Genomic DNA, 15,119 nt, shown 5'->3' on the forward strand with positions numbered 1-15,119 from the left:
TTTTATAAACGATTGATTTTCAATAAATTATGAATTATCTTGACATGTGAACCATTAAAACCGAAATATCTGATGGCGAAACCCCCGATATTCTTGATGCCTGGCCCAATGTACGCGGTTTGATCTTCATTAATTTTTCGCGAGCTTCTTTTGACAGCGATTGCAATTGATGGTAATTAAATTCCGGATTGATAGACTTGTCTTCCATTTTTTTCATCCGGCCGACGATCTCCATTTCCTTTTCAAAATAACTCTCGTATTTGATTTTTATTTCAGCCTGCTCAATAGTTTCTTTATCGTAACCGTCCAGCAATTTTTTTAATCCATCGTCGGCTTTAACCAGGTTGGTAAAAGATACCTGTGGCCGGCTCAACAAATTAAACAGTTTAGCTCCTTGTGATAATGGGCTTGTTCCCCATTCTTCTAAATAGGTATTCACCTCTGCCGGGTTAATTGTATGGCTTTTTGTATAGGCTACAATATCATCCGAGTTTTTTATCTTTTGATTTACCTTGTCTAAACGCTCATCACTAATCAAACCCAACTCGTGCGCTATAGGGCTTAAGCGGATATCCGCATTGTCTTGTCTTAATAACAAGCGATGTTCTGCACGTGAAGTGAACATGCGGTAAGGCTCTTCGGTTCCTTTGGTTACCAGGTCGTCTATTAATACACCGATGTATGATTCTGATCTTTTTAATATTAACTCATGTTGATCATGCACTTTTTGGTGCGCGTTTATACCCGCAATGAAGCCTTGAGAGGCGGCCTCCTCATAACCGGTTGTTCCGTTTATTTGGCCTGCAAAAAACAGGTTGCTTACCTTTTTTGTTTCTAAAGTTAACCCCAATTGTGTAGGAGGGAAAAAATCATATTCAATGGCATATCCCGGACGGAACATTTTTACGTCCTCAAATCCCGGGATTTGTTTTAGGGCCTTGTATTGTACATCCTCCGGCAATGAGGTCGAGAAGCCATTAATATACATCTCAACAGTATTCAATCCTTCGGGTTCAACAAATATCTGGTGCCTGTCGCGTTCTGCAAATCGGTTGATCTTATCTTCAATAGATGGGCAATACCTTGGTCCCAACCCCTTAATGCGCCCTGTAAACATAGGCGACTTTTCAAAGCCTTCCTTTAATGTTTCATGCACATTGGTATTGGTATAGGTTATCCAGCAACAGCGTTGCTCTTGAATCATCCCTACATCGGTGTACGAGAATCGGCCACGTTCTTCATCCCCCCACTGCTCTTCCATTAAGCTATAATTTAAGCTGCGCCCGTCTACACGCGGCGGGGTACCCGTTTTCATTCGGCCCGATTCAAAGCCCAATTCTATCAGTTGCTCGGTTATGCCGGTAGCGGCTCGTTCGCCTGCGCGTCCTCCGCCAAATTTTTTCTCGCCAATATGGATGATGCCGTTTAAAAAGGTTCCGTTGGTTAGCACTACCGAATCAGCTTCAATTTCTACGCCTATAGACGTGCGCACACCACAAACTGTATTGTTTTTCACAATAAGCCCGCTTACCATATCCTGCCAAAAGTCAACATTTGGGGTTCGTTCTAAAGCTAATCGCCATTCTTCAGCAAACCGCATGCGGTCGCTTTGTGCCCTGGGGCTCCACATAGCCGGGCCCTTTGAGCGATTAAGCATCCTGAATTGCAGGGATGTTTTATCGGTGATTATACCCGAATATCCACCCATAGCATCCACCTCGCGCACTATTTGCCCCTTGGCAACACCGCCCATGGCGGGGTTACAACTCATCTGCGCGATAGTACCCATGTTCATGGTGATCAACAAAACAGACGACCCCAAATTGGCCGCCGATGCCGCTGCCTCACACCCGGCATGGCCGGCCCCAACTACAATTACATTATATTTTTTAAACATTTTTACCTCCGTGTTCCACGTGGAACATGTATGTTTTATTATTATTTTGATGTTCCACGTGGAACTTTAAGAAAGGAAAACAGCGCGAACGCTGCCCAAATCCCCTCTAAAACCACAAATGGATAAAAGCTAATTAAAAATGAGGCATACCCACAGGTGGCCGCCCCAACAAAGTTAAGTAAGGTATAGGCGCGGCTTTCTGCCGAAACCTTTTTATATAAATTTAATACAAATGCTATTAAAAGTATAATTACCCCTATAGATGCTATGATGTCTGATGTTGTCACTATGCTTCTAATAACTCGGTTAATTCTATCCAGCGCATGCTTTTTTCATCCAGCGTTAAGTTCAATTCGGCTATTTTTTCTGATAGCTCAATAACCTTATTGTTATCAATGCCCATAGCGTTTAACTGGTCGGTAGCGTCTTTTATCTGATGCTCTACAACCTCAATTTCCTTTTCTAAGGTGTCCAGCTCTTTCTGCTCTTTAAAGCTTAACTTGTTTTTCTTTGCCGCAACAACAGGCGCCGGCGTATCAACAACGACAGTTTTCTTGCTTTGTTGTTTATTGTCTTCTAACTCCAGCCTATATGACGAATAATTCCCATTGTAAATGCGTACATGGCCGGCGTCTTCCATTATAAATAATTGGTCGGTTAGTTTATCCAATAAATATCTATCGTGCGATACCATCATTAAAACACCACCATAACCGGTTAAAAACTCCTCTAATACATTCAGGGTGTCAATATCCAGGTCATTGGTTGGCTCATCAAGTATCAAAAAGTTGGGGTTCTTCATCAAAATGTGCATCAACTGCAAACGCTTCTTTTCACCGCCGCTTAGCTTAGATACAAAGCCGTATTGCTTTGGTGGCGGGAACAAGAATAACGTAAGCAGGGCAGAGGCCGATATCATTTTGCCGTCAGCCATGGTAATAAATTCGGCTACGTTTTTTACAATATCTATAACTCTTTCTTCTTCCTTAAAGGCAATACCCTGTTGATGGAAGTATCCAAAAACGGTTGTTTCTCCTTTATCAATAATGCCGCTATCCGGTGCCAATCCGCCGGTAATTAAATTTAGCAGGGTTGATTTACCCGTGCCATTTTTACCCGCCAAACCAATGCGATCGCCCTTTTTAAATACGTAGTTAAAGTGGCTAACAAAGGGCTTACCGTTAAAAGCCTTGCTAACATCCTTAATCTCTAATATCTTATTACCCTGGCGCGCGGTTTTAACACTTAGCTCCACATTAACTTTAGGGCCGTTATTCTGCGTTTTTTCATTCAACTCATGGTAGGCATCAATCCTTGATTTGGATTTAGTTCCCCTGGCTTTAGGTTGCCTGCGCATCCATTCCAATTCCTTACGCAGCAAGTTTGAGTTTTTTTGGAATGTAGCTTCGTCTGATGCTTCGCGCTCGGCCTTACGCTCCAAATAATACCCATAATTTCCTACGTAGGGGATGATCTTACCTTTATCAATCTCCAATATCTCGTTACATACATTATCCAGGAAATACCTGTCGTGCGTAACCATCAATATGGTTTTTGATCCTTCAGTCAATAATTTCTCCAGCCACTCAATGGTGTCAATATCCAGGTGGTTGGTGGGCTCATCTAAAATATAAATATCCGGATCTTCTATCAGCAGCTTTGCCAACGCCAGCCTTTTACGCTGCCCGCCCGATAAAGTGCTAATGCTTTGATTCAAATGATGAATATCTAACCGACCTAAAATGGTTTTTATCTTGTACTCATATTCCCAGGCATCAACATCACTCAGCTCCATCATTACCTCTTCAATGGCCTTCATGTTATCCGGCTCATTTTCAAGCAATTCCTCGTATTTTTTTATCAGCTGTTGCTGTATGTTATCCGCGTGGAAAATATAATCGCTTATGGTAACCGCGTCTTTAAAGCTTGGGTCCTGCTCCAGGTAACCCATATTCAGGTCGCGCATTTGCGCAACTTTACCCTCGGTAGGTTTTAAAGTACCTGCCAGTAATTTTAAAAGGGTGGTTTTGCCGGCGCCATTTATCCCAACTAATGCAACCCTGCGGCCACGGTTTATGCCAATGGATATATTTTTAAATAACCAATGATCATGAAAAGAATGCCCTAAATTTTCGGCAGATATATAAGTACTCACGCGCGTCTTTTTATTTGTTCAGAAGAGTAGATATATACACCCTCCCTTGTTTTTAATGATGTTTTGAACATAGCCTTAGCAACCGCTTTGGCATGTATGGCCCGGTATTTTCTAAACGGCCCTACCAGCAACGGGCTTATTAATAACATGAATTTTATGGCGATACGCTCCAATTGGCGGCTTTCGGTACGCTCGCCTACTAAAAAAGAGGGCCTGTAAATGCATGTTGCCTTAAGCCCAACGTTTTTTACATCCCTTTCCGTCTCTCCCTTCATTTTTAAATAAAAGGTGGACGAATGTTCATCTGCACCAATAGATGATACCAGGTGATACTGCTCAACCCCGTTTTTTAAAGCGATCTCTGCCAATTTTACAGGGTGATCATGATCTATTTTATAATACTCCTTTTTATCGGGAGTTTTACTACGGGTTGAGCCTAAGCAGCAAAATAAAGCCCGGCCGGTAATATACTCTTCATACGCCTCCACATCATCAAATTCGGCAATTACCTGCTTTAATTTACTGCTGTGTACCGGAAGTTTTTTACGGGATATACTTACTACTTCGCTATATTCATAGCTTAATAATAAGGTGTTTACTAAATTTCTGCCAATTAGTCCGCTTGCGCCTACAATAACAGCCTTGTATGCCATTTTATAAAAAAATTTTATGCAAAAATACATATAATTAATTTGTGGAATAAAATTTGTATGTTTAAACACGTATTTATTAAAACGACACGATCATGAAAAGTATTTTTTATCCTGCTAACGAACGCGGAACCAACGATATCGGATGGTTAAAAGCTAAATTCTCATTCAGTTTTGGCCCATATTATCACCCGGATAAAGTGCATTTTGGTGCATTAAGGGTTTTAAACGATGATATTATTGCAGCAGGGGCAGGCTTTGGTACGCACCCGCATGATAATATGGAAATAATTACCATACCCCTATCAGGGGCTATTGAACATAAAGATAGCATGGGCAATATTGGAGTGATCAAGGCTGGCGAGATACAGGTAATGTCTGCAGGGACAGGCATAACTCATTCAGAATATAACCATTCGCAAACCGAGGATGCTAAAGCATTGCAAATATGGTTGTTTCCTAAAGAACGTAATATCAAACCAAGGTATGATCAAAAAAGCTTTGAAGATGTGCTGGAAACCAATAAACTGGTAACTTTGGTATCTCCAGACAAAGAAAGCAAAGATACCTTATGGATAAATCAGGAAGCTACTTTTTTAATGGGCGATTTTGAAGCCGGTAATAAAATTGACTATAAAGTGAGCCAACCAGGTAACGGTGTATATATATTTATTATTGAAGGATCGGTAAAAGTAAATGACCAGGTATTAAATAAAAGAGATGCATTGGGTGTGTATGATACCGCTTCATTAACTATTGATACCGAAGAAAATGCAAGGATATTGATCATGGATATACCCATGATGTAATCAGTCTGTTAGGGGATATTATAAAAGAAAAGGGCTCCAACACATCGGAGCCCTTTTCTTTTTATCCGCTATTCTGGTTACAGATATTTTGTAATAGCTTCTGATGTTGGCTCAACCGCTGAACGGAAACGGTGAATTAATTTACCATTTTCGTCAACCAAAAACTTCTCAAAGTTCCATTTAACTTCACCTGTAAAATCAGGGTTTGCAGCAGTTGTTAAATATTGAAATAATGGAGCCATATCAGCACCTTTAACACTAACTTTTTCGGTAAGTAAAAAACTTGCTTTGTTTTTTGCCTGGCAAGCAAGTATTTCAGCAGCATTACCCGGCTCCTGATTGGCAAAGTTATTAGCTGGGAAACCAATAACAACTAATTTATCCTTGTAAAGATCCTGAAGTTTTTGAAGCGCTTCAAATTGAGGGGTGTAACCACATTTAGAAGCCGTATTTACTATCAGGATTTTTTTGCCTTTATATTTAGCTAAAGAAAAATCCGCGTTGTCTAAAGTTTTTAGTTTAAAGGTATATACGTTATCAGGTGCTGTGGCGAATGCCGTAGCAAACATCAGGGAAAATATTAATGCAAGTGTTTTCATGGTTTTAATTGTTTAAATATGTTGGTTGATGTAAAATTAGGTATTAAAGGCCCTCTTATCCAAATATTTATCCTCCATTTGTGTCATATTTTTGCTATCAACGGCTGTTTTATCCTTGTAGCCTAATAAATGTAGTGCGCCGTGTATAATTACCCGGTGCAACTCATCGGTAACGGACTGATTAAACTTGGCCGCGTTTTCGCGAATGCGCTCAATAGAAATAAATATATCGCCGGTTATTATCCCCTTTTTAGATGAGTTATCAAAGGTGATAATATCCGTATAGGTATCATGATTTAAGTACTGCTGATTGATTTGCAGCAGGTAGGCATCTGAGCAAAAGATATAGGTTAACTCGTCCAATTGATAGCCTTCGGCAGCAATGGTATCTTTTATCCATTGCTTTACCTTTATTTTATCTTTTAAATTATATTGGATGTCTTCTTCAAAGAAGGATATTCTCGGCATTTATAGTTTAAATAACAATTCAACCTCGTTACCCGCCGCATTAAATACACATTGATCTGCCAGGTGCTTAATAATAAACACACCGCGCCCGGTTAAAGCTTCTAAATTTTCAGGTGCGGTAGGGTCGGCCAGGTGCACATAATCAAACCCGGGTCCTTCGTCTGTAATGGTCCAGGTAATTCGCCGGCCCTCAACCTCAGCATTTACAATAACCTTTTTAGCGGGGTCCAGTTTATTACCATGTATCATGGCGTTATTAAGCGCCTCGTTAAGGCAGGTCATCATATTAGCAAATGTATCATCGCTAACCTGGTACTTATTAGCGATCTCTTCTATCAGGTTTTCCAACGTGTTAATGCTTTCCGGCACTGACGGAAGTTGCAATGTATATAGATCGGTGGCCTGAAGATTAGTATCTGGCATATTATTTTGCATTAATTTGCTCAAAATAATTTTTAATTTTTGTTTTATAATACAAATTAAGGTTAGGCGGCACTGTTTTGATCTGCTCGGTTTGTTTAGCCTTTATTTGCTGATAATCTTGCAAAGCTTTTATATATCCCGGCGGCATATCTTTACCCACGTTGCTTTGTCTTTGCTGATCTTGCTCTCGTTCCTGCTCTGCCTTCTCGGCTTCTAACAAACGGGTTTGTATTTGCAATTGCCTTTTTAATGCTTCATCGGTTATACGTCTGTTTACGAGATCCGTTTCAGTTTGTTCCATTTCCTTAATAATTTTATCGGCATTAGGAATTGCCGAACCCTTTTCTTTACCGGTCTCTCGGGTCAATTGTTCAAACTGCTGACGGATCAGCTGTTGTTCGCGGGCTAATTTGGCCAGCTGTTCGCTCATGTTACCGTTAAAATTATTATTCATATCGCCAGGCACCCTGTTTTGGCCACCCTGCTGCTGTCCCTGTTGTTGGCCTTGCTGCTGCCCCTGCTGCTGTCCTTGTTGTTGTTGCTGCCTCATTTGCTCCCTGGCCCTTTGCATGTTTTGGTTTAACTGCTGTTGCTGTTTAGCTAATTGAGATAGTGATTGTTGCTTTGGCTTACCCTTTCCAGGTTTACCACTACCCGGTTTAGATTGCGCCGAGGCCTGTAAATTATTTAATGCTTCACTCAACATTAGTGCCAGATTATTCATTGAGGTCATGGCATATTGCTGGCTACGGTTGGCTTCTGCCGTTCTCCTGTCACCTAAGCTGGTAAGTGCCTCATCAATTCTTGAATTAATACTGGCCAGTTCGGTATTTACAGATTTTTGTATTTGTGGTATGCGCTTACTAAGAGAATATAAGCTGTCCTCGGTTGTTTTCAAATTGTCTTTTATACCTTTTTGCTCCTGCGCCAACCTAACATAAGCCGGGTCTATCTGGCTGGTGTTGCGTAAGCGCTGCATAATTTTTTCCTGTTCAAATGAACTGTTTACCAGGCTTTTCAACATTTCTCTTAACAGGTGCTCGTCAACCGTTTCTTGCTCCTCCTGCTCTTGCTCGTTTTGCTCCTGCATTTTTTGCGCCATCTGCCTCATTTTTTGAGCAGCTTGCTTTTGCGATTGAGCAGACTTAGGACGATTGTTCTTTTTTAACTGATCGCTGCTTTTTTGCATTTCCTGTTTAACGTCTTCCTCTTCAGCTTTTGGTTGATCAAAATCCTGTTTAGCTTCCTCGCTGTCTTTATCCAGTTTATCTAAATTTTGGGCAATATCTTCAAACTCCTCTTTCAGCTTTTCCTGCTCTTTTTGCAGTGCTTGTTGCTCTTGTGAGTTCTCCTGCTTACCATCCTGGTCCTGTTGTCCCTGTTGTTGATCTTGTTTGCCTTGCTGATCCTTGCCTTGTTGTTGGTCTTGTTTGCCTTGTTGCTGGTTTTTAGCTTGTTGATCTTTTTGAGCCTGGCTTTGCTGGTCTTTGGCCTGTTGTTCCTGGTCCTTTTTAGCCTGAGCCTGCATAGCTTGCTGCTCTTTCTTTTCTTGCGCAAGTTTAGCCTGAAGGTCTTTAATCAGCTTTTCTAATTTAGCTTCAGCATCTTTCTGGGCTTGAGTTTGCTGCTTAAATTGTGCCTTGTCTTTTTGCTCCTGGTTTTCCATGGCTTGCTGGTCTTTAAGCGCTTGTTCAAGCTTGGCTTGAAGGTCTTTTATCTCTTTTTCCTGTTTAGCTAACTGGTCTTTAGCAGCTTGGGCCTGTTTGGCCTGTTGTTGCTGTTTAGCTTTTTCCTGCTGATCCTTTTTGGCCCGTTCTTGCAGGGCCTCTTGTTGTTCGGCAGTTTTTTTATCGGTTTGTTCAGCCAACTTATCCTGTTTTTCGGCCAGCTTGTTCAACTGGCTTATCTGTTGATTAAGCTTTTGCTGAAAATCTAATCTTTTATACAGTTCCAGCATCCTATCCAGCTCGCGCTTCATTGATTTATTATCCTGCTGCATTTTGTTTAATTCCTGGCGGGCACCATCTTTCTGATCGTTTTTCAACATATCCTGCAGTCTGTCCAGCATTTCGCGTGTTTTAGGATCAAGCACATCGTTAAGCAACTTCTCCATCATTTTTTGTTGCTCAAGCAGATCTTTTTGTTGATCCTGGCTTTCCTGGCGATTGTACAAATTCTTTCTATTTTCAGCCTGTATATCTTTTATCAACTCATCCAGCTCCTGGCGTTTTTGCAGCATATCCATCACCTGCTTTTTCTCATCAAATGACAATGAGTTTTTATTCAGCATCATCTGACTCATTTTTTGAGTTTCTTTCTCAATTTGACCGGCTATTTTACTGGCCGACTGCATTTTTTGTTTAATGATCTCTGTGCTTTTGTTCAGTTGCTCGTTCAACTCCTGCTCATCTGGTACGTTTAATTGTTGCTCGGGCGTGCGTGCTTTTTTAGGGCCCGATACACCATCATTATCTGCAACTTCAAAATAGTAGGTTACATGATCGCCGGGATTGATGCCCAACTCTTTCAGGTTCCATAAGTAAAAGAAATCTGCCTGCGATTGGCCCAGGTCGGCTTTAACAGGTTTACTAAATGATTTGTCCTGGCTCCTTGTGGCTGAGGATCCTTTAATCGTATAGTGGAAGTTTAAACTTGAAAAACCATGGTCGTCCATTACCTTACCGGTAAAATAAATGGCCCTCATACTAATCGAATCGGGCTTTTCCTGAACGCCAATAGAAGGGGCCTCGTCGGCAATAACATTAATACGGTATAGGGCAGAGTCGCTATGATTAACCAAATTATTCAACGGCGTAATTTTATAAACCGAATTGGTGATTATTCTTTCACGGTGTTCAAACAGGTCCTTGCCGGTAGAGGTTAATGCGGCACGTTTTGCATTCATGTCAAACAATAAGCTTGTGGCATTTTGCGTATGAAAACGCCAGGTAACGTTAGTGCCTGCAGGCAAGGTCAAATCGCCGGCATTAGGTAAAACTTCGCTTGGCTTGTTTAAATACCCCGGGTAATTTAAAACCACATCAAAATGCATTAATGAAGGGCGCGGGTTAACTTTTATCTCATAGGGTAACGAATTGAAGCCATTACCCACCAACCTAAACTTGGTGTTTTGCTGTAAATTACTAAACAGGTAATGAAATTTGGTTACGTTCTCTTTATCCAGTTTAAAGGTATTGTTGGCGGTTTCTACGTAAACATCTGCAGGCAGGCTATTGCCTTCCAATTTAATATCAAGATTCAAATCATCGCCTTGTACAACAGATAATACTTTATTTTCAACAACAAACTTAAATGGTGCAACGGGTAAAAAATACTCATTATGCCGTATTAGTCTTTTGGTGCTTTCTGTCAATATAGATGGTGCTGCAAAGCCGATAATGCAAATTACCCCCAATGGAATAAGCGCCCATTTTAAATACTTACGGTTATCCCTAATGTTAATAGCCGTAGGGAAACGTACCGGCTGTAGTTTTTCAATTTTTTGATCGATGCTGGCCATGATCAGGTCATGGTGTTGCGCATCATGGGCCGATAATTTTTTAAGTTGTAAAGTATTTAGTAGTTTGTCATTAACGTCACTAAAATGCTTGCCAATAATTTCGGCAGCCTGGTCATGCGTAATGGTTTTACCCAATTTTAGCCAGGCCATTAATGATGGCACAACTAACCACGCAATTAAAGCAAGGTTTAAAATTATAAAGCCATAAAACATGATACTGCGAGCCAGCGGATTAAAATTTCCGTAATATTCGGTAACTGTAATCGCTACGTAGGCCGAGAAAAGGCCCGCGCCTAAAAATATCAGGCCCCTTAAAAGGTTGTTCAGATAATATTTTTTAATAAAAACATTGATCTTGTCGATAAGGATCGCATAGTTATCAGAAGTGTTCATGGGCCCAAAAGTTTAATTACACAGGAGTGAAACGAAAAAACTATTTATAAAGATATAGTATTAAGTAAAAATACCAAAACAATACCGCTAAAGTTTAAATGAAACAATATTGTTATGTTATAAAAAGCTGCTTTACATAGGTTTATATATCAAAAAAACGGCCAACAACATAACCTATTGTTATAAATGCGGTTTCATAAAAACAAATTCCCGTACCCGCAACGCGGTTAAGGTGGTTTATAAAAATTATGGAAATATGCACTATTTTGTGCATTATTGCTTAATAAACCACCCATTTACATTTTTATGAGCAATGCAATTATAAAAGCAACACTATTGCTTTCGCTTATAACCGTCACCAATACGGTTATTTCGCAAAATAGAAATTCAAATACCACAACCCAAAAAACGGTTGCCAACCCGGTAAATTTAAGCTATCGTTTTATGCTGGACGCGCCCTCAAGAAGAGAGGCCGCCGACCCTAATATGGTTGTATTTAAAGGCGAATATTACTTGTTTGCTTCAAAATCAGGCGGATATTTCCATTCAACTGATATGATACATTGGGATTTGATCACAACTAAAGATCTGCCTTTAGAAGATTATGCCCCGGCTGCTGTGGTGATGAATGGAGCCATTTACTTTATGGCATCCGGCAACGCACCGTTAAAAATTTACCGTACAACCGATCCAAAATCGGGCAAATGGGAGGTTTTCAACCCATCGTTCCCGATAACCATGATCGATCCTGACTTTTTTGTAGACGATGATGGCAGGGTATATTTTTATTACGGTTGTTCAAACGTTAATCCTTTATATGCGGTAGAACTCGACCCCAAAACGTTTAACCCAATAGGCAAACCTATCGAGGTTATGAATAGCAAAAGAGAGATTTACGGATGGGAACGTAAAGGTGATTATAATGAAATTATGAAAGACCGCCCATGGATAGAGGGTTCATGGACAACTAAACATAATGGAAAATATTACCTGCAATATTCAGGTCCGGGCACAGAATTTAAAAGTTACAGTGATGCCGTATATGAGGCAGACAAGCCGCTTGGACCATTTACATTAGCTAAACATAATCCAATATCATACAAACCCGAAGGTTTTGTCGCCAGTGCCGGTCACAGCAATACCTACCAGGACAATTATGGCAATTACTGGCATGTATCTACTATGACCATATCACAAAAACACATGTTTGAGCGCCGTTTGGGCATTTTCCCAACATTTTTTGATAAAGATGGTGTGATGTATGTTTATACCGGCTTTGGCGATTTCCCGTATAAAATACCTAATAAAAAAGTAAACGGACCCGAAGATCTGGCTACAGGTTGGATGCTGCTTTCGTACAATAAGCCTGTTGAGGTATCGTCTGAGCAGCCCAATCATCCTAAAAACTTAGCAACCAACGAAGATATCCGAAGCTTTTGGAGTGCCAAAACCGGCGATAAAGGCGAATGGATAAGCATGGACCTGCAGCACGAGAGCACCATAAACGCGGTACAAATAAATTATTACGAGAATGAGAGTAAAACTATGGGCCGCGGCGAAGGTATTTACTATCAATATTTGCTTGAATATTCTAACGATAATAAAACCTGGAAAACGTTAGAAGACAAAAGAGAAAACAAAACTGATGTACCGCACGACTATATCGAATTAAAAACACCTGTAAAAGCCCGTTATATCCGGTTAACCAACTATAAAGTACCAGATGGCACATTCGCTTTGGCGGGTTTGCGCGTGTTTGGTAAAACTGCAGGCAAAGCACCGGCCCTACCAAACAACCTAACCATAAAACGTAACGAGGCCGACCGCTGTATAGTTGACCTGAACTGGGATAAACCGGCAGGCGTGGTAGGGTACAATATCCGTTACGGATCGACAAAAGATAAATTATACCAGAACTACCAGGTTTTGGGCACAGAAGCCTTAACCATAAGGAGCCTTAATGCACAACAGAAATACTATTTTACTATTGATACGTTTAATGAAACCGGGGTTACTAAAGGAACCAAGATTATTGAAGTAAATTAATATACGATCAACGATCTGAATTTTTTTAAAACATTTGACCGATTATACTTTATGAAGAGTTACAAAATTGAGTTTAAAAAGCCACAAGTGGGTTTAATTATTGCAACCATTTTTATGTTTTGTGTAACGGCTGTTAGCGCACAAAATGCCGCCACTATAAAACAGGCGTACCAAAAATTTGTCCATACACAGGCCGGCAACCCTTACCTTCCTTTATGGGAGCATGTACCCGATGGTGAACCCCGTGTTTTTGAAGATCCGGACAAGCCCGGAAAATTTCGCGCTTATATTATCGGTTCGCACGATCTAAGGGTTAACAGCTATTGCGGGCCCGACATTAGGGCATGGTCGGCGCCTGTTGAGGATTTAACACAATGGCGCAACGAGGGGCCGATATTTACCTATTTTATAGATAACCAATGGGATGTAATGTATGCGCCCGATTTGGTAGAAGTAAAAAGGAAAAACGGCAAAAAGGAATATTACTTATACCCACACAGCCGCGGACGTAACCGGGAAGCGATGGTATGCAAAGGCGACCGCCCAGACGGGCCTTTTAAACCAATCAATGTTACTGAAGATGGAAAGGGCACCGTGCCGGGCAGCCTTTTGGGATTTGACCCGGCGGTGTATGTTGAGTACATAACCGATCCGAAAGATCCGGACTATAGTATTGGTTTCCGCGCTTATGCTTTTTGGGGTTTTCAAAAATCATCTGCAGCGCAGTTGGACCAAAATACCATGTATACTTTAAGGCCAGGTACCGAGGTAATTAATTACCTTTTACCGGCCAGTTCAAGATACGGTGTATTGCGCGAGCCAAACACACCATACCCTAACATCCTTGCCGGCCAGGATCTGGGAAAATTCAACTTTTTTGAAGCATCTTCTATCCGTAAGGTGGGAAATAAATTTGTAACCGTTTTTAGCGGATACTCTGGTCCTGAATATGGTGTAGGTAGTTCAAACTCTACTTTACGTTATGCAGTGGCCGATTCGCCGCTTGGTCCATGGAAAATTGGCGGTGCGGTAGTAGACTCACGCGCCCCGGTTTTAAACCAGGATGGCTCGGCTATAGTAACAACAAATTCCGGCCACAATACCCATGGTAGTATTGAATTAATAAACGGGCAATGGTATGTGTTTTATCACCGCCCGCCACGTGGGTTTGGCTATGCGCGCCAGGCGGTTGTTGCACCCATTAATGTCAAATGGGATCAAAAATCTGTTAAAGATGGAGGCACGGTTACTATAACAGGATACGACCCATATGCACCGGATAATAAATGGACAGTTAAAGACAGCAAAGGGTTAGAATATACAGGTGGCGAAGTAACCTCAGAGGGTTTCCATATTTTCGGGCTTGATCCTTACCAATATTATTCTGCCGGATATGCCTCTTATCTTTCAGATACCAGGATAATGCAAGATTCATGGGATATTTGGGATAACCACATGCCTATTGAAAAAGCAAAAAACGGAAACATTATTGGTTACAAGTATTTCGGTTTTGGCGGCCTTAAAACCGCTCAAAAAGGTTTGAAACCATTTGCAGGAACTAAAGCGGGAAATAACACCCAATTCAACGTATGGCTTACACCAAAAACAGATAAAAGCTTTAAGGTAAATGTTTGGCTGGATGGCCCATGGGATAATGCAACCTGGAAAGGAAAGAAAATTGCTGAGATAGTTGTACCTGCAAATTCAAAACAAGAAGCAACCCAATTTACAGCAGATGTGGCTAAGTATGTAGATAACCTGGACAAAAAGCACGCTATATTTTTAGTAGCTGAAGGCCCTGATGGTGATCTTTTTGATCTGATGGGATTGGGCTTTAGTTCAAAAACTAAAAACATCACCCGCCCGGTGCCACCAACGGTAAGTATTGCAGTAAATGGACAAGCCTTAACCTTGCCGGCTGTGCCTGTACGCTCTACCAATGCTAATGGTATTACTGAGTATGATCTATATGAAACTACTTATAAGCTTCCGGCAGGGGCTACTGTGCCGACAGTTACAGCTTCAACCAATAATCCTTCTGTAAAAGTGTCTGTAACACAGGCAGCATCAACTACAGGAAAAGCGGTTGTTAAATTTGATTATAAGGGTGTAGTGAAAACATACAACGTGGTATACGCACAATAAAAGGAAATATTTAA

At 40.9% G+C, this 15,119-nt stretch carries 11 protein-coding genes; 3 read left to right on the forward strand and 8 right to left on the reverse strand.

Going from position 1 to position 15,119, the window contains the following annotated elements:
• Positions 1 to 34: 34 nt before the first annotated feature.
• From mnmG to ACYVJ6_RS15630, 4 genes are read right to left on the reverse strand one after another with little or no spacing between them, the layout of a single operon-like run.
• Positions 35 to 1,897, reverse strand: coding sequence for a tRNA uridine-5-carboxymethylaminomethyl(34) synthesis enzyme MnmG (gene mnmG, locus ACYVJ6_RS15615; protein ID WP_460695026.1), 1,863 nt, complete (start codon positions 1,895 to 1,897; stop codon positions 35 to 37).
• Positions 1,898 to 1,938: 41 nt separating this feature from the next.
• Positions 1,939 to 2,184, reverse strand: coding sequence for a CBU_0592 family membrane protein (locus ACYVJ6_RS15620; protein WP_460695027.1), 246 nt, complete (start codon positions 2,182 to 2,184; stop codon positions 1,939 to 1,941).
• Positions 2,184 to 4,052: an ABC-F family ATP-binding cassette domain-containing protein gene (locus tag ACYVJ6_RS15625; protein WP_460695028.1), complete on the reverse strand. Its 1,869-nt coding sequence runs from the start codon at positions 4,050 to 4,052 to the stop codon at positions 2,184 to 2,186. The genes ACYVJ6_RS15620 and ACYVJ6_RS15625 overlap by 1 nt, the downstream gene beginning before the upstream one ends.
• Positions 4,049 to 4,705, reverse strand: a complete 657-nt coding sequence (locus tag ACYVJ6_RS15630; protein WP_460695029.1) for an NAD(P)H-binding protein — start codon at positions 4,703 to 4,705, stop codon at positions 4,049 to 4,051. Before ACYVJ6_RS15630 ends, ACYVJ6_RS15625 begins: the two co-directional genes overlap by 4 nt.
• Positions 4,706 to 4,797: 92 nt before the next feature.
• Between ACYVJ6_RS15630 and ACYVJ6_RS15635 the strand changes: the two genes are divergently transcribed.
• Positions 4,798 to 5,511 carry a pirin family protein gene (locus tag ACYVJ6_RS15635; protein WP_460695030.1) on the forward strand — a complete coding sequence of 238 codons (714 nt, stop codon included), beginning with the start codon at positions 4,798 to 4,800 and terminating at the stop codon, positions 5,509 to 5,511.
• A 77-nt stretch (positions 5,512 to 5,588) separates the two neighbouring features.
• Here ACYVJ6_RS15635 and ACYVJ6_RS15640 read toward each other — a convergent pair whose 3' ends face one another.
• From ACYVJ6_RS15640 to ACYVJ6_RS15655, 4 genes are read right to left on the reverse strand one after another with little or no spacing between them, the layout of a single operon-like run.
• Positions 5,589 to 6,110: a glutathione peroxidase gene (locus ACYVJ6_RS15640; RefSeq protein ID WP_460695031.1), complete on the reverse strand. Its 522-nt coding sequence runs from the start codon at positions 6,108 to 6,110 to the stop codon at positions 5,589 to 5,591.
• A 36-nt stretch (positions 6,111 to 6,146) separates the two neighbouring features.
• Positions 6,147 to 6,578 (reverse strand): rRNA maturation RNase YbeY, encoded by a 432-nt coding sequence (gene ybeY / locus ACYVJ6_RS15645; protein WP_460695032.1) that lies wholly within the window; start codon positions 6,576 to 6,578, stop codon positions 6,147 to 6,149.
• Positions 6,579 to 7,001, reverse strand: a complete 423-nt coding sequence (locus ACYVJ6_RS15650; RefSeq protein WP_460695033.1) for an ATP-binding protein — start codon at positions 6,999 to 7,001, stop codon at positions 6,579 to 6,581.
• A 1-nt stretch (position 7,002) separates the two neighbouring features.
• Positions 7,003 to 10,914: a DUF4175 family protein gene (locus ACYVJ6_RS15655; RefSeq protein ID WP_460695034.1), complete on the reverse strand. Its 3,912-nt coding sequence runs from the start codon at positions 10,912 to 10,914 to the stop codon at positions 7,003 to 7,005.
• 306 nt (positions 10,915 to 11,220) lie between these two features.
• Between ACYVJ6_RS15655 and ACYVJ6_RS15660 the strand changes: the two genes are divergently transcribed.
• Together ACYVJ6_RS15660 and ACYVJ6_RS15665 are read left to right on the forward strand one after the other, a co-directional pair.
• Positions 11,221 to 12,960 (forward strand): family 43 glycosylhydrolase, encoded by a 1,740-nt coding sequence (locus ACYVJ6_RS15660; RefSeq protein WP_460695035.1) that lies wholly within the window; start codon positions 11,221 to 11,223, stop codon positions 12,958 to 12,960.
• Between the two features lie 51 nt (positions 12,961 to 13,011).
• On the forward strand, positions 13,012 to 15,105 hold the full coding sequence (locus ACYVJ6_RS15665) for a hypothetical protein (RefSeq protein WP_460695036.1): 2,094 nt from the start codon (positions 13,012 to 13,014) through the stop codon (positions 15,103 to 15,105).
• The last annotated feature ends 14 nt before the right edge of the window (positions 15,106 to 15,119 follow it).

The organism is Mucilaginibacter puniceus (genome assembly GCF_054783175.1).

What these genes read in the sequence shown, in the direction of transcription:
- mnmG (WP_460695026.1), bottom strand. Translation starts at nt 1,897, where the DNA reads ATGTTTAAAAAATATAATGTAATTGTAGTTGGGGCCGGCCATGCCGGG.
- ACYVJ6_RS15665 (WP_460695036.1), top strand. Translation starts at nt 13,012, where the DNA reads ATGAAGAGTTACAAAATTGAGTTTAAAAAGCCACAAGTGGGTTTAATT.
- ACYVJ6_RS15655 (WP_460695034.1), bottom strand. Translation starts at nt 10,914, where the DNA reads ATGAACACTTCTGATAACTATGCGATCCTTATCGACAAGATCAATGTT.
- ybeY (WP_460695032.1), bottom strand. Translation starts at nt 6,578, where the DNA reads ATGCCGAGAATATCCTTCTTTGAAGAAGACATCCAATATAATTTAAAA.
- ACYVJ6_RS15635 (WP_460695030.1), top strand. Translation starts at nt 4,798, where the DNA reads ATGAAAAGTATTTTTTATCCTGCTAACGAACGCGGAACCAACGATATC.
- ACYVJ6_RS15660 (WP_460695035.1), top strand. Translation starts at nt 11,221, where the DNA reads ATGAGCAATGCAATTATAAAAGCAACACTATTGCTTTCGCTTATAACC.
- ACYVJ6_RS15650 (WP_460695033.1), bottom strand. Translation starts at nt 7,001, where the DNA reads ATGCCAGATACTAATCTTCAGGCCACCGATCTATATACATTGCAACTT.
- ACYVJ6_RS15630 (WP_460695029.1), bottom strand. Translation starts at nt 4,705, where the DNA reads ATGGCATACAAGGCTGTTATTGTAGGCGCAAGCGGACTAATTGGCAGA.
- ACYVJ6_RS15640 (WP_460695031.1), bottom strand. Translation starts at nt 6,110, where the DNA reads ATGAAAACACTTGCATTAATATTTTCCCTGATGTTTGCTACGGCATTC.